Annotated in this window: 16 protein-coding genes; 6 read left to right on the forward strand and 10 right to left on the reverse strand. The window is 72.6% G+C overall.

What is annotated here, in order from left to right:
- Positions 1-20: 20 nt before the first annotated feature.
- The 4 genes from WME79_RS32225 (at position 21) to WME79_RS32240 (ending at position 5,325) form a co-directional block, all read left to right on the forward strand.
- A complete protein-coding gene (locus tag WME79_RS32225) occupies positions 21-1,823 on the forward strand; it encodes a hypothetical protein (RefSeq protein ID WP_437522669.1) in 1,803 nt (600 codons plus the stop codon).
- Between the two features lie 102 nt (positions 1,824-1,925).
- A complete protein-coding gene (locus WME79_RS32230; protein ID WP_437522672.1) occupies positions 1,926-2,372 on the forward strand; it encodes an Rrf2 family transcriptional regulator in 447 nt (148 codons plus the stop codon).
- Positions 2,373-2,596: 224 nt separating this feature from the next.
- Positions 2,597-2,920, forward strand: coding sequence for a thioredoxin (gene trxA, locus WME79_RS32235; RefSeq protein ID WP_437522675.1), 324 nt, complete (start codon positions 2,597-2,599; stop codon positions 2,918-2,920).
- 431 nt (positions 2,921-3,351) lie between these two features.
- Positions 3,352-5,325: a serine/threonine protein kinase gene (locus WME79_RS32240; protein ID WP_437522677.1), complete on the forward strand. Its 1,974-nt coding sequence runs from the start codon at positions 3,352-3,354 to the stop codon at positions 5,323-5,325.
- 7 nt (positions 5,326-5,332) lie between these two features.
- Here the strand turns inward: WME79_RS32240 and WME79_RS32245 are convergent, their stop codons facing one another.
- The 9 genes from WME79_RS32245 to WME79_RS32285 form a co-directional block, all read right to left on the reverse strand.
- On the reverse strand, positions 5,333-6,658 hold the full coding sequence (locus tag WME79_RS32245) for a hypothetical protein (RefSeq protein ID WP_437522679.1): 1,326 nt from the start codon (positions 6,656-6,658) through the stop codon (positions 5,333-5,335).
- 64 nt (positions 6,659-6,722) lie between these two features.
- The gene (gene sat / locus WME79_RS32250) at positions 6,723-8,468 is read right to left on the reverse strand and encodes a sulfate adenylyltransferase (protein WP_437522681.1); all 1,746 of its coding nucleotides are present in this window, start codon (positions 8,466-8,468) and stop codon (positions 6,723-6,725) included.
- A 129-nt stretch (positions 8,469-8,597) separates the two neighbouring features.
- The gene (locus WME79_RS32255) at positions 8,598-9,170 is read right to left on the reverse strand and encodes a Mov34/MPN/PAD-1 family protein (protein WP_437522683.1); all 573 of its coding nucleotides are present in this window, start codon (positions 9,168-9,170) and stop codon (positions 8,598-8,600) included.
- Positions 9,164-10,114, reverse strand: a complete 951-nt coding sequence (locus WME79_RS32260) for a PLP-dependent cysteine synthase family protein (protein ID WP_437522685.1) — start codon at positions 10,112-10,114, stop codon at positions 9,164-9,166. Before WME79_RS32260 ends, WME79_RS32255 begins: the two co-directional genes overlap by 7 nt.
- Positions 10,111-10,461, reverse strand: coding sequence for a hypothetical protein (locus WME79_RS32265; RefSeq protein ID WP_437522687.1), 351 nt, complete (start codon positions 10,459-10,461; stop codon positions 10,111-10,113). The genes WME79_RS32260 and WME79_RS32265 overlap by 4 nt, the downstream gene beginning before the upstream one ends.
- A 1-nt stretch (position 10,462) precedes the next feature.
- Positions 10,463-10,741, reverse strand: coding sequence for a MoaD/ThiS family protein (locus WME79_RS32270; protein ID WP_437522689.1), 279 nt, complete (start codon positions 10,739-10,741; stop codon positions 10,463-10,465).
- Positions 10,734-11,588: a HesA/MoeB/ThiF family protein gene (locus tag WME79_RS32275; RefSeq protein WP_437522690.1), complete on the reverse strand. Its 855-nt coding sequence runs from the start codon at positions 11,586-11,588 to the stop codon at positions 10,734-10,736. Before WME79_RS32275 ends, WME79_RS32270 begins: the two co-directional genes overlap by 8 nt.
- Positions 11,585-12,637 carry a cysteine synthase A gene (gene cysK, locus WME79_RS32280; protein WP_437522692.1) on the reverse strand — a complete coding sequence of 351 codons (1,053 nt, stop codon included), beginning with the start codon at positions 12,635-12,637 and terminating at the stop codon, positions 11,585-11,587. Before cysK ends, WME79_RS32275 begins: the two co-directional genes overlap by 4 nt.
- Before the next feature lie 9 nt (positions 12,638-12,646).
- Positions 12,647-13,126: an RrF2 family transcriptional regulator gene (locus WME79_RS32285; protein ID WP_437323772.1), complete on the reverse strand. Its 480-nt coding sequence runs from the start codon at positions 13,124-13,126 to the stop codon at positions 12,647-12,649.
- A gap of 297 nt (positions 13,127-13,423) precedes the next feature.
- On the opposite strand from WME79_RS32285, the gene WME79_RS32290 reads away from it, so the two are divergent.
- Complete coding sequence (locus WME79_RS32290; RefSeq protein WP_437522695.1) at positions 13,424-15,112, forward strand: acyl-CoA dehydrogenase family protein; 1,689 nt, start codon at positions 13,424-13,426, stop codon at positions 15,110-15,112.
- Between the two features lie 498 nt (positions 15,113-15,610).
- Complete coding sequence (locus WME79_RS32295) at positions 15,611-16,417, forward strand: helix-turn-helix domain-containing protein (RefSeq protein ID WP_437522697.1); 807 nt, start codon at positions 15,611-15,613, stop codon at positions 16,415-16,417.
- Positions 16,418-16,485: 68 nt separating this feature from the next.
- Here WME79_RS32295 and WME79_RS32300 read toward each other — a convergent pair whose 3' ends face one another.
- Positions 16,486-18,267 carry a hypothetical protein gene (locus WME79_RS32300; protein WP_437522699.1) on the reverse strand — a complete coding sequence of 594 codons (1,782 nt, stop codon included), beginning with the start codon at positions 18,265-18,267 and terminating at the stop codon, positions 16,486-16,488.
- Between the last annotated feature and the right edge of the window lie 21 nt (positions 18,268-18,288).

Genomic DNA, 18,288 nt, shown 5'->3' on the forward strand with positions numbered 1-18,288 from the left:
GCCCCGACGAGCCCACGCCCTTGCGCCCCCGACATCCCGCGTCCCTTCCTTCACCCGCGCCCCCGCCGACGCCCGCGCTGCGGCCTGCGCTCCCGATCCTGCCTGCGAACCGCCCGTCCGAGCCCGCCCGCGCCGCTGCTCCATCGCTCACCCGCACGGCCGCGGCCTGGGCGCTCGCGGCCTCGCTCGCTGTCCTGCCCGCCTGCCGCGCCGGGACGATCGCCTCCCCGGGCGCGCCGGCGCAGGAGACGCTGCGCGCGCTGCCGGATCGCATCGACGGCAGCACCCTGCTCGGCGGCGACGCGCAGCGCGCAGCGCAGGCGGGCGCGAGCGCGCTCCGGGTGATCGGCGCGGACATGGCGTCCGACGGCGATCGGCTCGGCGCCTTCGTCGAGGTGCCCGCCGGCGAGTGCATGCTCGCGATGGCGCGGGTCTCGCCGACGATCAGCGACGTCGACCTGTTCGCCTTCGAGGACGACGGCAGCGCGTTCTCCACGGACGAGGCCGCCGACGCGCGCGCCTCCATCCTCGTCTGCCCGCCGCACCCGCGGAGGCTCTATGTCATGGCGCGCGTGATGTCGGGCGCCGGGGCGGTGAGCGTCGGCGTGCAGAGCGTCCCGGTCAAGGCGGCCGACGCGGTCGCCCGCGCCGTCGGCGCGCGCGGCAGGTCCGGCGACGAGAGCGGGCGCCTCGAGTCGTGGCCTGGCCTGGAGGCGAAGATCAGGGCGCGCCGCGCCGCGGTCGGCGCGCGCTGGGACGACGTCCGGCGCGTCGCGCTGCCCGTCGGATCGAGGAGCGCGAGCCGGATCGGGGCCACCCTCGACGGCGGCCGCTGCCTCGACGTGCTCGTCTCGCCGAGCGACGAGGTCGCCTCGCTCGAGGTGGTCGCGGAGGACGAGACCGGCAGGGTCGTCGCGCGCGCGCGCGAGCGGGGCCAGGATCGCTCGCTGCTGCTCTGCTCGGCGGTCTCCGTCGAGCTCTCGATCGCGATCCGCTCGCGCGGCACGCAGGGCCTCGTGGCCGTGGTCGTGGGCCGCTCGCAGCCGGGCGCCGAGGCGGAGATCTCCGGCGCCACGCCGATCGAGCGCGTGACCGAGGGCCGCGACCTCGCCGAGGCGCGGGCGGACCACGCCCGCGCGCTCGCCGGCCGGGGCTACGGCGCGCCGCGCGTGTCGACAGGGGCCGCGCGGCTCGGCAGCCGGACGACGCTGCCGATCGAGCTGCCGGCCGGCTGCGCCCGCATCGACGTGCTGGCCGGCAAGCCGCTCGCCGACGTGCTCGCGGAGCTCTGGAGCGACGGCCACGCCCTCCTCGGCCGCGCCCGGGGCGGCGCCCGCGCGACGCTCTTCACCTGCGGGCGCGGCGGCCCCGCCCGCGTCGACGTCGAGTCGATGGCGCAGCCTGGCCCGTTCGCCGTGGAGGTCCGCAAGGAGCCCGAGGCCCCGCCCGCGCTCGTCGCCCATCCGCTCGCCGCCGCGAGGCTGCTCGGGCGCATGAGCGCCGCCGGCCCCGCCGAGGCCGCGGGGGCGGCCGGCGCGCAGGCGGTGGCGCTCGACGCCGCGCGCCTCAAGATCCTCCCGCTCCCGATCCCGGCCAACACGTGCGCCGAGGTGATCGCGGCGCTCGACGCCGACGGCGCGGGCGTCGATCTGCGGCTCGTCGACACCTCGACGGGCGAGAGCTCGCTCGCCAGGGCGCGGCACGTCGTGTCCGACAGCCGCTGCGCCGGCCCGGCGGCCGTCCCCGCGTCGATCGAGCTGCGCCTCGCGGACGGCAAGGGAGACGCCCTCGTGCTGATCCGCACCTCACCCAGGTCGCGCTGAGCGAGCAGGCGCCGAGGCGCGAGCGCGCGAACGCTCGACCGCCCGCCGCGCCTTGACAGCGGAACCCCCGGAGCCCTCAGATAACGGCCGAGGGGCCGTTCGATGTCCTCGGGTCGCTTCGCCATCGCCACGCACGCCCTCGCGCTGCTCGCCCAGTCCGACGAGAGCTGCGCGAGCGACGCGCTGTCGGCGAGCATCAACACGAACCCGGCCTTCCTGCGGCGCATCCTCGCGCGGCTGTCGCAGGCCGGGCTCATCGAGGCGCGGGAGGGCCGCTCGGGCGGCTATCGCCTGGCGAGGCCGGCGAAGAAGATCCGGCTGAGCGAGGTGTACGCCGCCGTCGAGCCGGAAGGCGCCATCGCGCCGAGCCCGTGCGAGCCAAACGCGAGGTGCCCGATCGGGTCGGGGATCCAGCGCGCGTTCGATGAGGTCGCGGCGGCGGCCAACGCAGGGCTGCTGCGCGGCCTCGCGCAGAAGACCGTCGCGGACATCGCGCTCCGGGCGCAGCATCTCGGCCGCCCGGCGCCTGCGCCGGTCAAGGCCGGCTGATCGCTCAGGCGCCTCGCCGCGCGGCGACGCCGCGCACGGCCTCCTGCCCGGGACACACGCGAGGCCGCCATCCCTGCGGGCGGCCAAGCCGCTCCCCTGGCAGAAACTGAAACCGTGCATATAACAGTTGGAGCGAGCGTGGCTGTCGAGGATCCGGCCGGCATCAAGCCGGCGCATCGCAGCCAGGGCCCGCTCAATCCCGAGAAAACCGAAAGGACAGCGCCATGGGCAGCAGCAATGTCATCGAAGTCAACGACCTGAATTTCGCGCAGGAGGTCCTGCAGACGGACACGCCGGTGCTCGTGGACTTCTCGGCATCCTGGTGCGCCCCCTGCAAGCGGCTCGCGCCGATCGTCGATGAGATCGCCGCCGAGACGGCCGGCCAGGTCAAGGTGGTCAAGCTCGACGTCGACGCGTCGCCCGAGGCCGCGCAGCGCTTCGGCATCCGCGGCCTGCCGACGGTGGTCGCCTTCCAGAAGGGCGAGCCCGTCGGGCGGCACGTCGGCCTCACGAACAAGAAGACGCTGCTCGCGCTCCTTGGACGTTGAGCACGTTGAGCACGTTGAGCACGCTGAGCGCGCCGAGCCCCTCGAGCGCATCGAGCCTCCGCCGGCGATCGCCCGCGCCGTGACGTGCCCCACATCGCGCCCCCCCGCGCGGCGGCGACGTCACCACAGCTCGCGCCAGGACCGCTGAAAACCCGACATCGACCTTCATTTCGCGAGCGGCCCCCGCCTTCACCCCGACCGCACGGGATGTGCGCGGCGCGCGGCCGTCGCATTGTGCGTCGGCCGTCTTCTACGGACGCAGCATCCCGTTGACATGACCACCCGATACGAGATTTTCTCGTCCGAGGAAGCCCAGCACTCCGCAACGCCGCTCGCTACCGTCCGTCGAGGCGGTCGAGGGCCGCCACGCGGAGCCCTGCCGGTGTGGGTTTTTCTGGCACGGCGCGACCGAGCCTGGCTTCCCGGACGCCATGGCCCTGTTCGACGACGACTTCGAGACGCTCGAGCAGCTCCCCGAGATGCGAAAATCTCGGGGAAAGGGCGGAGATTCGCACGGCCAGAGCCCCACCCCCGTGAGCCTCGGCCGCGCCCGCGCGGAGCTCACGGATCTGTCCAGCGACGGCCCCCGCTACGAGGTGCGGTCGCTGCTCGGCGTCGGGGGGATGGGCGAGGTCCACTTCTGCAGGGACCGCCGCATCGGCCGCGACGTGGCCATGAAGGTCATCCGCGCCGAGCACCAGGGCGACACGACGCTGCGCCACCGGTTCCTCCGCGAGGCCCGGGTGCAGGGCCAGCTCGAGCACCCGTCGATCGTCCCCGTCTACGACCTCGGCGTGGACAACAAGGGCTCGGCGTACTTCACGATGAAGCGCCTCCGGGGCCTCACCCTGGCGAGGATCCTGAACGAGCTCCGCGAGGGCGACCCGACGGCGCTCCAGAGCTTCTCGCGCCGCAAGCTGCTCACCGCCTTCTCGTCGGTCTGCATCGCCGTCGACTTCGCGCACTCCCGCGGCGTGCTCCACCGCGACCTCAAGCCCGCCAACATCATCCTCGGCGATTTCGGCGAGGTGTACCTGCTCGACTGGGGCGTCGCGAAGCTCATCGACACGCCGCTCCAGACCATCGACATGGGCGAGGATCCCATGAGCACGCGGACCATCCCGGGCGACGTGCTCGGGACCCTGGGGTACATGTCGCCGGAGCAGGCGCAGGGGTGCGTCGACACGCTCGACGTGCGCAGCGACGTCTACTCGCTCGGCGCGATCCTCTTCGAGCTCCTCACGCTCAAGCCGCTGCACCCGAAGAAGGACCGCACCGAGATGCTCGACTCGCTCCTTCACGGCGCCGACGCGCGGGCGTCGGTGCGCGCGCCCGAGCGCGAGGTGCCGCCGGAGCTCGACGCGATCTGCGTGACGGCGACGCGGCGCGAGCCCTCCGAGCGTTACCCGTCCGCCCGCGCGCTCTACGAGGCGGTCGAGCGGTTCCTCGACGGCGACAAGGACGTGGAGCTCCGCCGCGACCTCGCGGCGCGGCACGCGGGGCTGGCCGAGGAGCGCGTGACGGAGGCGCTCGCCGGCGGCAAGGAAGCCGAGGGCGCCCGGAAGGCGCTGCTCAGCGAGGTCGGCCAGGCGCTCGCCTTCGATCCGTCCAACGAGCGCGCCCTGGAGACGCTCCGGCGCGTCCTGACCGAGCCGCCGCGCGAGATGCCGGCGGAGGTGCTCGCCGATCTGGACGCGGCCGCGGCGGCGCGGCACCGGCTGCAGCTGCGCGCGGGCATGCGCGCCGAGCTGCTCGCGACGGCGATCGCGACGCTGGTCGCCGCCGTGTGGCTGGGCATCCGGGAGTGGCAGGTCTTCGCCTTCATCCTGGGCTTCACCGCCCTGGCGGCGCTGATGAAGTTCCTCGCCGCGCGCGTCGTCCACCGCCCGTCCGCGGAGTGGTACGCCTACGCCGGCTTCGTCTTCAACGTGCTCAGCTTCCTGTGCATCGGGCGCGGCTTCGGCCCGCTGCTCTTCATGCCGATGCTGCTCGTCATCCTCACGTACGGCAACTCGTTCACGTACCGGACGGCCTACCGCGTCGCCGTCGTCGTGACCAGCTGCGTCGCGGTGCTGGCCGCCGCGTGGATCGAGTACTCGGGCGTCCTGCCCCGCTCGTACGATTTCGCGGGCGGCGCCATGGTCATCCTGCCCCAGGCCGTCGAGCACTCGAAGATCGCGACGATGACGGCGCTGACGCTGACGACCCTGTTCATGCTGGTCGTGCCGGCGTTCATGATGGGCCAGCACCAGCACGCGCTGCGCGCCGCGGAGCGACGCGCGTTCCTGCAGGCCTGGCAGCTCCGCCAGCTGCTGCCTGAGCGGGCCCAGCCCGGCGCCGTGGCCAGCCCAGGCCCGGAGCAGGCACCGCGCCGCCGCCCGAGGCGCCCCCGCGCCGCGGAGTGAGCCGGGGTCAGTCCATCGGCCAGACCACGACGACCCAGACCGGCGAGCCGCCGCGCGCGGACACGCGGAGGGCGGCGCTCTCCTCGATCTCGGAGCAGAACGCCACGCCGGCGCTCTCGCCGTTCTCGCCGGCGTCGTCGCGCCCGGCGCGGTCGCCGAGCTCGACGGAGATCCGGAGCGCGCGCAGCTCGCCCCGGGCCAGCGCCGCCGCCGCGAAGTAGCAGCGGCCCGGCTCGATCTGGACCGGGACGAGCGTGTCGCCCTGCGCGCCGATCGCCTCGGCGATCGCCTGCGCGCGCGGCGCGGGCGCGTGGCGGCGGCGCAGCGCGGCGGCCAGGTTGCCCCGGGCGCGCGCGCCGAAGTGCCCCGGCACGAACGCGGACATCGGCCACTGCGCGTCGGACAGCACGACCTTCACCGGCCCCGCGGCCCCGAGGAAAGGCACCTCGACGACCCCCTGCTCGCCCAGACAGAAATCGAGCCGCGCGTCGGGCGCGTCGGACCTGTCGCGATCGAGCAGCCTGCCCGTGGTCCCCTCGCGCGCCTCGGCGTCGAGGTCGGTCGCGCGGCGCAGCGTGGCGCTCGGCACCTCGGCCATCAGGTCGAGGCGGTGGCAGCCCTCGGGGAGCTTGACCGAGAACTGCCCGGTCCCGATCGACGAGGCGCGCATGTCGGTCGGAGCGACGCGCGGCGCCCCTTCCGCGCGCGCGCGCCGCGCGGCCCGCTCGACCCGAGCGTCGAGCGGCCCCGGCTCGGAGGGCCGCCCAGGGTCGCCGCGCGGCGCGACGGGCCCGGACGCGCGCTCCGGCAGGATGGCCTCGACGCGCTCCAGCGGCCCGCTCGACGCGGCGACGACGACATCGAACGCGCTGCGCGTCGACAGCACCTCGACCGCCACGCGGCGCAGCTCCTCGCGCTCGGCCCCGCACCGCGTGATCGCCGCGACGCCGGCGATGCTCTGGACGCGGCGGTCGTCCTCGGGCTCCGCGCCGCGCAGCTGCTGGATGAGGCCCTCGAGGGCGGGGACGCTGCCCGACCGCCCCTCGGGCGAGAGCGTGAACTCCGCCGTGCGCGGCGCGAGGAACGCGGCGGTGAGGCACTCGTCCGCCGCCGCGCCAGCCACACGGGCCGGGCCGGCGGGCGGATCGACCGCCACGACCCGGGGGCGGCCGTGCTCCAGGAAGATGGGGGGGAGGCGCGCGACGCGCGCGCCCGAGAGCGACCACATCCGCGCGACGCGCGCGGCGTCGTCGCTGAGATCCGCGCGCGCCGGGGTCCCCGCGGAGACGCCGGCGAGCGCGGCGAGCAGCGAGAGGACCGCGGCGCGCGCCACGCCCGGGGCCGCGCGGCGGCCCCGCTCGACGGCGCCGCCCGCCGCGGCCCTCAGGCGCCCGGGGCTACGACGAGCCGCGCATCGCCTCGATGAGGATGCGCGCGACCTCCGGACGGGAGAACTCCGGCGGCGGCAGCTCGCCGCGCTGGAGCAGCTCGCGCACCTTCGTCCCGGACAGGTTGACCTGCGTCGACGCATCGCCAGGCGCCGACTTGCCGGTGGCCATCGCGCCGACCACCGTCGAGTAGAACGCGTTCTCGAAGTTGAGCGTGGTGATGCCGAGCTCTCCGGGGCTGAAGACATTGAAGATCTCCTGCGCGTCGTACGTGCCGTAGTAGCTGCCGACGCCGGCGTGATCGCGCCCCACGATGAAGTGGGAGCAGCCGTAGTTCTTCCGCGCCAGCGCGTGGAAGATCGCCTCGCGCGGCCCCGCGTAGCGCATCGCCGCCGGGTAGATCGAGAGGAGCACGCGGTCCTTCACATAGTACTTCGCGATGAGCTCCTCGTAGCAACGCATCCGCACGTCCGCCGGGATGTCGTCCGACTTGGTCGCGCCGACGAGCGGGTGGATCATCAGGCCGTCGCAGATCTCCAGCGCCGTCTTGGTGATGTACTCGTGCGCCCGGTGGATCGGGTTCCGCGTCTGGAACCCGACGATACGGCGCCAGCCCTTCTCGGCGAAGTACGCCCGCGTCGTCGCCGGGCTCCGGTCGTACGCCGGGAACGCCGAGTCGACGGGCCGCTCCAGCACGCGGATCTCGCCGCCGACGTACACGGGGCCGGTGCTCATCAGGTACGCGACGCCCGGGTGCTTCGTCTCGGTCGTCCGGAAGACCTCCTGCGCCTCGATCTCCTTGTTCGGCCGCCACTTGTCGCTCAGCTCGATGACCGCGACGATACGGCCGTCGCGCGCGCGGAGCGCCGCCTCGGAGCCCACGCGGAGCCCCTCGGCCGCCTGCTCGGAGACGGCGAGCGTGATCGGCATCGACCACGGCAGGCCGCTCTCGAGCCGCATCTCGCGCACGACGCGCAGGTAGTCCTTCGAGTTCATGAAGCCGCGCAGCGGCGAGAACGCGCCGACCGCGATCATCTCGACGTCGCTCTCGGTCCGCTCGTCGAGCTCGATGACCGGCAGCCCCTTCGCCCGCTCCGCGAGCGACGCCTTCGCCGCGCCCTCGACCCACCGGTTCACGAGCTCGCCGCCGTGCGGCGCGATCAGCCCGCGCGCCCCGCCCGCGGCCGCTCCCGCGGCGGCCGCGCCGGACACGGCGACCGCGGCGCCGCGGCGCGGGACGTAGCCGAGCTCCTCGAGCTTGGCGAGGATCTTGGCGAGGCTCTCCTCCTTCGTCTCCTTGCCGGTGTCGACGACCACCTCGGGGCTCTCGGGCGCCTCGTACGGATCGTCGATGCCCGTGAAGTTCTTGATCTCGCCCGCGAGCGCCTTCTTGTAGAGCCCCTTCGCGTCGCGCTCGGCGAGCACGGGGATCTCGCAGGAGCAGAACACCTCGACGAAGTGGGGGATCTGGGCCCGCTGCTCGTCACGGATCGCCTTGTACGGGCTGATGGCAGCCGTCATCGCGCACGCGCCCGACCGGGCGATGAGCTTCGCCACGTATCCGATCCGCCGGATGTTCGTATCGCGGTCCTCCTTCGAGAACCCGAGGCCCTTCGAGAGGTTGGTGCGCACCTCGTCGCCGTCGAGCACCTCCACATGGACGGAGCGGGCGCGGAGCTCGGCCGAGAGCATCGCCGCGAGCGTGCTCTTGCCGGCGCCGCTCAAACCGGTGAACCAGACAACAAAACCTGACATTTAGGCAACTCCTTCGATGATCAAGTGACGACTACGGACTCGGCCGCTCCGGGCCTCGGGTGTAGACCCCTCAACGAGCGGATGAGGGCTGCGCGAGAGTGCGCGGACGCGCGCCCCGGCGCAATGAGCTCAATCGACGACGGAGAACGTCGACGCGACGAACGCGGCGCCGTCCCACACGAAGAGGCGGTGCTCGGCGATGCGGGGCGTCTCCTCCGGACGCCCTTCGCCGGAGCCGCCGCGCACGCTGGTGACGAGGAACGCAAGCGGGAACGCCGGCCCGGGCCCCATCACGATCTGGCCCCCTTCGTCGGCCGGCGGCTCGCCGCCGCTCATCATGGCAGCGTCCGTCGGGCTGAAGTAAGCGCCGGCGTCGAGGTGAGAGTGATAGAGCACCTTCACCGGGCGCCCCGCCGAGGCCCCCTTCTCGACGGCGTCGGAGAAGCGTTTGCCGTTGAAGTCGAAGAACGTCCGCGCCGTCCGGAAGTACCGCTCCGGATCGATCGCGTGGAGCTTGTTCGCGATGTTGTCCATCCGGACATGCTCGTCGCAGAGCAGCGGCTCGGCCGCGGGCCCCTTCAGGTACCCGCAGGCCTCCTCGTCGCGCGCGTAGCCCGCGAGCGCCTCGTCCTCGACCGCCTTGAGCACGCTCGCCTTGAGGACGACCCCACCGGCGGTCCACGGCTGTGGAGACATCACCATAAGTAACGCTTCTCCCATTTCATGGGCGCAAAATAGCGGTCGCCCCGGTCGGGTACAATCGCCACGACGCACCCGCCTTGCTGTTCGCGGTGCAGGCGCTTCGCGATCTCGAAGGCCGCGAAGACGGCCGCGCCGCCCGAGTGCCCCACGTGCAGCGCCTCCTCGCGCGCGAGGCGATCGGACATGTCCCAGCCGTCCTCCGTCGTGATGCGCATCGTCTCGTGGTACGCGCCCTCGTCGTGGATGGCGGGCACGAGCGAGCTCGGCAGGTGCTTGAGCCCCTCCAGCCCGTGGAGCGCCTCGGTGGGCTCCACGGCGACGCATCGGATCGGGCGGTGGTGCTCGCGCAGCCGCCGGCTCGTCCCGACGATGGTGCCGCTCGTGCCGATGCCGGCCACGAAGTGCGTGATCCTGTCGCCGACCGCCTCCAGGATCTCGCGCGCCGTACCGTGGTAGTGGGCGAGCGGGTTGTCCTCGTTCGAGTACTGATCCGGGTAGAAGTACCGATCCGGATTCTTCTCGACCAGCGAGCGCACGAGGCGGATCGCGCCGTCGGAGCCCTCCATCGGGTCGCTGAAGATGAGCTCCGTGCCGAACGCGCGCGCGATGTCCTTGCGCGCCTTCGACACGTTCGACGGCATGACGAGCGCCACCTTGAAGCCCATCGCCGCGCCGAAGAGCGAGTAGGCGACCCCGGTGTTGCCGCTCGTCGAGTCGATGAGCGTCTTCTGGCTGGTGAGGCGGCCGTCCGCGGCGGCGCGGGTCATCATCCGCAGCGCGGCGCGATCCTTCACCGAGCCGCCGGGGTTCGCGAACTCGAGCTTGGCGTAGACCTCGACCGACGGCGTGTCGCGGCCGACGCGCGAGAGCCGCAAGAGCGGCGTGTCGCCCACGGCGTCGACGACCGACGTCAGCCGGCGGGAGCGGGCGAGCGAGTGCCTCATGACGGGTCGACCTCCCCCGCGCTCCCCTGCCCCGCGCTCCCCGCGGCGCTGCCCTGAGCCAGCGCGGCGCGCATCTCGGCGAGCGCCGCGCGCGCGCCGGCGAGCACGGCGCGCGCGGCGGGCGCGGCGACGAGCTCCGCGGGCGCGAGCGCGGCGAGGTCGATCGCGCCCGCCGCGAGCGCGCCGAAGCCGGCGCCGCGCGCGTAGCGCTCCGCCACCTCGTGCGCGAGCGGCGGCGCGTCGCTGCCGCCGCCGAGCACGCGCGCCGTCGCCGCCCCGAGCCTCGCCTGTCCCTCTGGACCGATCTCCGCGAGCAACACCTGGCGGAGATAGCGCGGGTCGTCCACCTCAGCCCCCGGCGATCGCGGGGACGATCGCCACCTGGTCACCGCCCTTCACGGGCGTCTTCAGCCCGTCGAGGAAGCGGATGTCCTCGTCGCCCACGAAGATGTTCACGAAGCGCCGCACCCCCTTCTCGTCGAGGAGTCGGTCGCGGACGCCGGGGTAGCTCTTCTCGAGGTTCTCGATCAGCTCGCCGACGGTGCCGCCGGCGACTTTGACCTCGTCCTGCCCACCGGTGAGCGTGCGGAGCGGGGTGGGGATGCGGACGGTCGCGGTGTCAGCCATGGTCTTGTTCTCCAGTCTTGAGATGAGTGGGGGATCCGCTCTCGCGGTCCTTTTCAACAGGCATCGGGGATCCGCCTTCGCGGTCGTTTTCAACGTGGGTCGGGGATCCGCTCTCGGCCGCGCAGGCGACGACGTAGCGGGACGCGTCGATCGTCGCGATCGCGGCGCGCGTCCCGCACAGGTCGCAGGCGGGCCGCGCGGAGACGGGGACGCTGCGCAGCGTGTCCGTGAGGCCGTCGTACGTCGCGATCCGGCCGAAGATCGACGCGTCGCCCGCGAGGATCGCCAGCGCCCGATCCGCCGCGATCGCGCCGGCCACGCCGCACACCGGGCCAGCCACACCGGCCGTGGCGCAATCCGGCGCGTCCCCGGTCGGCAGGTCCTCGAACAGGCAGCGGTAGCAGGGCGCCCCCTCCCCCGCGACCGCCATCACCGTGGCGCGCCAGCGGATCGCAGCGGCATGAACCACCGGCGTCCTGGTGAGTCGGCACACGTCGGCGATCAGGAACCGCGACGCGAAGTTGTCGGTCGCGTCGACCACCACAGAGACGCCCGGCATCAGCCCCGCCGCCGCGCTCGGCGCGAAGCGGCCGTAACGGCGGTCAACGCGGAGCGCGGGGAAGCGACGGCGCAGCGCCTCCGCGAACGCATCGAGCTTCGGCCGCCCGACGTCGTCGTCGTCGAACAGGATCTGACGATGCAGGTTCGTCAGCTCGACCTGGTCGTCGTCCGCGACCCGGAGCTCCCGCACCCCGGCTGCGGCGAGCGCGAGCGCGGCGGGCGCGGCGATCCCCCCCGCCCCGACGAGGAGGACGCACCCGCGGATCGCCTCGCCGCTGCCGCTCATCGGAAATACTCGTCCAGGCTGAAGTAGCGCTCGCCGGTGTCGCAGAGGACGGTCACCACGTTGGCGTCGGGGCCGAGCTCGCGGGCGACGTCGAGCGCGACGCGCACCGCGGCGCCAGCGCTGATGCCGACGAGCAGCCCCTCCTGCCGGGCCAGCGCCACCTTCGTGTCGTACGCGGCGCGATCGCTGACCGTCCGCACCTCGTCCACCACGCTCGGATCGTAGTTCGCGGGGACGAACCCGGCGGCGAGCCCCTGGATCTTGGTGGGCCCGCGCTCACCGCGCGAGATCGTCGCGCACGACTCGGGCTCGACCGCGATGACCCGCGTCGCCGCGCGCATCCGCTTGAGCACGCGCCCGACGCCGCTCACCGACCCGCCCGTCCCCACGCCGGCGACGAACGCGTCGATCGTCAGCGACTGCCGGGGACCGGGCCGCCCCGGCGCGTCGAGGCCGGCCATCGCGTGCAGGATCTCCCGCGCGGTCGTCTCCGCGTGGACGCGCGGGTTGTCGGGGTTGTCGAACTGGCTGAGGATGAGCGCCCCCGGGATGTCCGCCGCGAGCTCGCGCGCCCGGGCGATGGCCCCCTCCATCTGCGCCTCGGGCTCGGTCAGGACGACCTCCGCGCCGTAGGCCTCGAGCAGCTGGCGCCGCTCCAGGCTCATGCTCGCCGGCATCGTCAGGATGCAGCGGTACCCCTTCGCCGCGCACACGATCGCGAGCCCGATCCCGGTGTTCCCGGACGTGGGCTCGATGACCACGCCGCCGGCGCCGAGCAGCCCGCGCGCCTCGGCGCCCTCGATCATCGCCAGGCAGATCCGGTCCTTCAGCGAGCCGCCCGGGTTCTGCTGCTCGGCCTTCCCGAAGACGCGCCCCCGGGGCGTCGCCGCGTCGACGCGGCGGATCTCGAAGAGCGGCGTGTCGCCCACGAGGTCGAGGAGGCTGTCGACGACGCGCGGGTGCGACGGGAGCGGCGGGAGCTGCGCTGCGCCCTCCGCGGGTGTGCGGGGGGCGCCAGTGGATTGTGCGGATCGTTCGGGGCTGGTCATGGTGTCGGCTCAGATCACGTAGGTCGAGCGCTCCGGCCGCCCCTTGCGGCGCACGCCGAGCTCGACGCCGCGCTCGCAGACGTCGGCGATCGACACCGAGTCGAAGCAGCGCTCGATCGCGAGCGCCAGATCGTGGAACACGGCCGTGGGCGGGTCGAGCGGCGAGCCCTCCGGCCTGCCGTCGTCATCCGGAGCGATCACGGCGACCGGCCCCTCCAGGGCGCGGACGACGTCGCCCAGGCTGATCTCGCTCGCGGGCCGCGCGAGGTGATAGCCGCCGCGCGGCCCCCGCTTTGAGCTGATGAGACCGGCCTTCTTCAGGTCCTGGAAGATCTGCTCCAGGAAGCGCGCAGGGATGAGCTCCCGCTCGGAGATCTCGCGGATCTGGGTCGGCCGCCCGTCGTTGTGGAATGCGATATCGAACAATGCGCGCACACCGTAGCGACCCTTGTTCGAGAGCTTCACCGCCAGCCATATGCATTGGTGCATCGGAGAAGTCAAGAACCGCACATTCAGCGACTTCCGCTTCTTTTCGTGCGACACAGCACCCGAACAGCGCACAAAAACCGGGGGTCGCAGCGAAATTACCAGCAGAGGTTCACCGTTCGCTGCGTCGGCGCGACGCAGCCTCCGGCTTCCTGTTGAACCGGATGGGACGGGTTCAGTAGCTTCGAGCTCTATCGAGGCTGCGAGTCGCCGCGCGTGCATGGAGGGGCGCGCGGAACGTGATCGGCGCGCGGGCGTCGCACGGTTCGGGTTGCGGCGCACCAACCTAGGAGTCGGCCGGTGGCTTTCTATCAAGACCCCCCCACACTCGGGAACCAGTACGACGACGACCGCGTGCTGCGGTCCTATCTCGCGCGGGCCCTGCCGCGCGAGGTGGCCGCGTCGATAACGCCTTCGCTGCGGGAGATGGGCGAGCTCGCCGGCGGCCGCCTGTACCAGCTGCAGCTCGCCGATCGCGCGAACGAGCCGAAGCTCACGTCGTGGGACGCCTGGGGAAGGCGCATCGACCACGTCGAGGTGACCCAGCTCTGGAAGGAGGCGGCCCGCATCGCGTGCGAGCGGGGGGTCGTCGCGACGGCCTACGAGCGGGCGCACGGCGCGTTCTCGCGCGTGCATCAGTTCGCGCTGGCGTACCTCTTCGACGCGTCGAGCGACGTGTACACGTGCCCGCTCGCGATGACTGACGGCGCCGCGCGGACGCTCCTCGCGAGCGAGAACCGCGCGCTCATCGACCGCGCGGTGCCCCGCCTGACAAGCCGCGACCCCGCTGCCGCGTGGACCTCGGGCCAGTGGATGACCGAGCGCACCGGCGGCTCGGACGTGGGGCGGAGCGAGACGGCGGCGCGCCTCGGCCCCGACGGGGCCTACCGGCTCCACGGGACGAAGTGGTTCGCCTCGTCCACCACGTCGGAGATGGCGCTCACGCTCGCGCGCCCCGAGGGCAACCCGGAGGGCAGCCGCGGGCTCGCGCTCTTCTACGTGGAGCTCGCGGGCGAGGCGGGGCGCCGCGAGCGCGTGCTGATCAACCGGCTGAAGGACAAGCTCGGCACCCGCAAGGTGCCGACCGCCGAGCTCACGCTCGACGGCGTCCTCGCCACGCCGGTCGCGGGCCTCTCGAACGGCGTCCGGGCGATCGCGCCGATGCTCAACGTGACGCGCACCTGGAACGCGATCGGCGCCATCGCCGGGATGCGCCGGGGGCTCGCGCTGGCGCGCTCGTATGCCCAGAGCCGAGTCCAGTTCGGCACGACGCTGGCGGAGAAGCCGCTGCACATGGACACGCTCGCCGAGCTCCAGGCCGAGTTCGAAGGCGCCTTCCACCTGACGTTCCGCGCGATCGAGCTGCTCGGCCGCGAGGAGACGGGCTCGCTGACCGACTCGGAGGCGAAGCTGCTGCGGCTGATCATCCCGCTCGCGAAGCTCACGACCGCCAAGCAGGCGGTGTCGGTGCTGAGCGAGGTGCTCGAGGCGTTCGGCGGGGCCGGCTACGTCGAGGATACGGGGCTGCCGCGCCTGCTCCGGGACGCGCAGGTCCTCACGATCTGGGAGGGCACGACGAACGTGCTCGCCCTCGACGCGCTGCGGGTGATCCTGAAGGACGGCTCGCTCGACATCCTCGCGGCCGAGGTGGCGCGCCTCCTGACCGGCGTGGTCGAGCCGAAGCTCGCCGAGGCCGAGACGTCCGCGTCGCGCGCGGTGTCCCACGCCCGCGCATGGATCAAGGAGATGGCCGCCGACGACCGCCCCGGCCTCGAGGCGGGCGCCCGCCGGGTCGCGATCACCCTGGGCCGGGCGCTGCAGCTCGCCCTGCTCGTGCGACACGCCGCGTGGGCCATCGACCGCGAGCGCAGCCGGACCGCGCTGGCCGCCGCCATCCAGTTCGAGCGCAACGGCGTCGACTGCATCCGGGACCACGATCGCGACACCATCGAGGCCCTGGCCGAGACGCGACAGCGACCCGACACCTGAACAAAAGGTGGGGCCAAACCACTGAACAAATCCCCCCGGCAACCCGGGTGCGGCGACAACGCGAGGCGGGCGTGGCGCCGCGATCCGCGCCCCGTTCGCGAGCGTCGACGATTTTTCCGTGGGCGCGCTGCGTTCTGATCATACGGAATTAACGTTTGGTTTCGGACGGTTGCGAACGCATGACCGTCGTGGAAGCGGACGGCATTTGTCCTAGCGGCGTGCGAAGTCACTAGACGGGACAACCTGAACGGGCTTACAGTAATCGGGTGCTGCGGCGCTGAACGCGCGCCCGACGCGGGCGACGTGCGGGCGGGCTCGTCCATCGAGGCGGGCTCCGCCGGCGCGGCGTCCCCGGTGGGGTGAGATCCGCCTGCGCGCGCCTCTGGCGCGTGCGTGGGACTTCGTCCGCCTCCTGGACGGATCGGGCTCGCGTGGCCCCGGGCACGCGTGCGGCGCGCGGTGTGGGCGAGCGCACACGACGAGCTGCGAAGAGGCGAGATGAAGACGCAATACACGCTGCTGTCCGGCGAGACGGTCGAGTTCCCGACGCCGACGGGCGAGCTCGGCGCCTTTCTGTCGCGGGTCCTGGCGGCGGCCAGGGATCCGTCGGTGTCCGACGTTGAGCTGATGGATCTCGTGCTCGGCCCGGAGAACCCGCTGCTGGACAGGACCGCCGTCGCGGGCCGGAGCGTCGCGACCGCCGACGTGTACCGCGACCCGAGCTTCCACGTGATGCTCGACTGCGTGGCGCGGAAGCGGCTGCCGCCCGATTCGGCGGTCCTCACGCCGCGGACGCGCTTCACGATGACGGTGCCGGACGCCGCGCACCAGCTCGGCATCTCGGAGAGCGCGGTGCGCCAGGCGATCTACGCAGGGCGGCTGCGCGCGAGCAAGGAAGGCGGCACCTACTACCTCGATCCGCAGTCGGTGGCGGGCTACCGGGTGAGCAAGCGGGGGCCGCGGCGCCAGGACCAGATGGCGAAGGGACCGCCCGGGGCCGCGCTCGACGCGCGCATCGGCTCGGGGCCGGACGCGAGCTTCCGGGTGAAGCACAGCCGTGACGACTTCGAGCTGACGGAGAAGCGCGGCCCCGAGTGGACGGGGATGATCCCGGCGGGGTGGCGGCGGATCGCGGTGCTCGGCACGGCGAAGGACCGCTCGCGCTACTGGGAGATCGAGCCGGCCGAGGGCGAGAGCGTGCTGCACTTCGAGGGCTTCTACCTGCGCGGCGGCTTCCGCATCGTGGAGACCGTGAGCACGTCGCCGCGGGCTGTGGCGGCGTTCAAGGACTTCCAGCCGCGGTGAGCGCGGGCAGCTGGGGCGCGGCGAGCGCGGGAAGCGGAGCGCGGTGAACGCGCGACGCGGTCGTCAGATCAGAAGCGGGCCTGGAAGCTCGTGCCGAGGCCGAAGAAATCGGGGTTCACGAAGGTGCGCAGGGCCACGGTGCCCTCGGAGGGATCGCGCTCCATGAACGTGCCGTTGTTGTCACGCACATATTGAGCCCACGCGACGGCGGTGAGGATCCTGCTGATATCCCACTTGAGGCTCGCGCGGAGCTGGAAGATCGGGACGGCAGAGGTGTTGAAGGGGAGGATGGACACATTGCCCTGGTCTCGGACGACGGACGTGCGCGCGATCACCGCGCTCATGGCGTCGATGGACATCGTCCTGAACGCGGCGGGGAACTGCAGGCCCGCGCCAAGGCCGGGCGTCAGCCGCACGGACGCGAGGTAGTAGTCGGCCGCGAGCGCAAGGAACAGCTCGTCGGCCGTCGAGGTCTGGGCGGTCTTCGGGATCGTCTGAAAGGGGATGAAGCTCGGCTGGTTGCGGAGCACGAACGGCAGGTCCCGGTAGATGCCCGTGAGGCTCGCGCGCGCATACCCGGACTTGACGACCGCCTGGAGGGCGCCGGCGCGTGCCGGCTGATGGGTGGTGGCGCCGGCAGATTCGAAGTCCTTGAGGTTCTGAAAGAGGTTCGTCGCCTCGAGGCTCACCGCCCATGTCGTCTTGCCCGGCGCGTACGGCTCGGGCTTGAAGATGATCTGCGGCTTGTTGGGATCGTTGCGATAGAGGAGGAAGTCCACCGACTGGGGGATGGGCTCGTTCTTGGCGTGCACGACGACCCGGGCCGAGGCGCCGTAGGTGTAGACCGGGTCGCCGGCGACATCGGGCAACTCGAAGCGGCCCTGCTGGAAGTAGCCGGCGCCGAGGTCGACGTGAACGTGGGGGTGGAGCGCGGCGCCCCCGCCAAGGAGAAAGCCGTAGTTGGTCTGAGCGACTCGGATCTCTTCGAGCTCGCTCGTGCCGGGGGTGAGCACCTCCTGGACCTGCATGAGGCTCGCGACCTTGAACCCCGCGTACACGCTGAACCGGTCGGCGTCGAACTGGACCTTCGCGCCAGGCGCGGTTCCGATGATGCGCGGGAAGATCGACTGGTTGGCGAAGGCGTTCGTCCCGCCCCATGAGATGTCGTAGAGGTAGCCCAGTCGAAACCGGTCCGTGTCGATGGGCCAGAGCGTGACGCCGATACCGGTCTTCCCGTCGGCCCTGCCATCGGTGTGATAGAAGGCGCGAATGAACGACCCGGCGTCGTAAAACGCCTGATTGACATTGTTGTTGTTCCTGGACAGCGCGGCGAGGTCGATGCGCAGGACGAGCGAAGCCTCGGTGTCCAGCCGCCGGATGAAGCCCGGCATCCTCTTGTAGAGCACGAGGTGCGTCAGGTTCTCGCGCCCGCTGAAGCGGGAGTTGAGGTTGTCGAAGAAGAGCCGGTATTGCTTTCGATCGCCGACGCTCAGGGTGGGTGAGAGCGGCTGCACCTGACCCGTGTCGTGGAGCAGGTCGTCGTCTCCGAGCGTCCACGTGAGGCGCGTGTCCATCGCGTCGCCCACGCGGACGGGCGGCTCCGCGGCCGCTGGCGGCAGGTCGGGCTCGATCCACGGGAGGGTGGGGACATCGGGGGCGGGGGCGGGCTGCGAGATCGGAGGCGGCGTGGCCGGCGCGGCGGGCGCCGGGGCCGGTGCGGCCTGGTCCGGCACCGCAGGCGCGGGCGCGGCAGGAGCGGGCGGCGGCTGCGGCTGGCCTAGCGCCGGCGGCGCGAGCGTGAGCAGCAAGGCCGCGGAGGCAGCAGGGGCGAGGAGCGCGCTTCGGTGCATGGCGGGCGGTGGCTTTCCTGG

The sequence above is a fragment of the Sorangium sp. So ce726 genome, assembly GCF_051521405.1.
Lineage (GTDB): Bacteria > Myxococcota_A > Polyangia > Polyangiales > Polyangiaceae > Sorangium.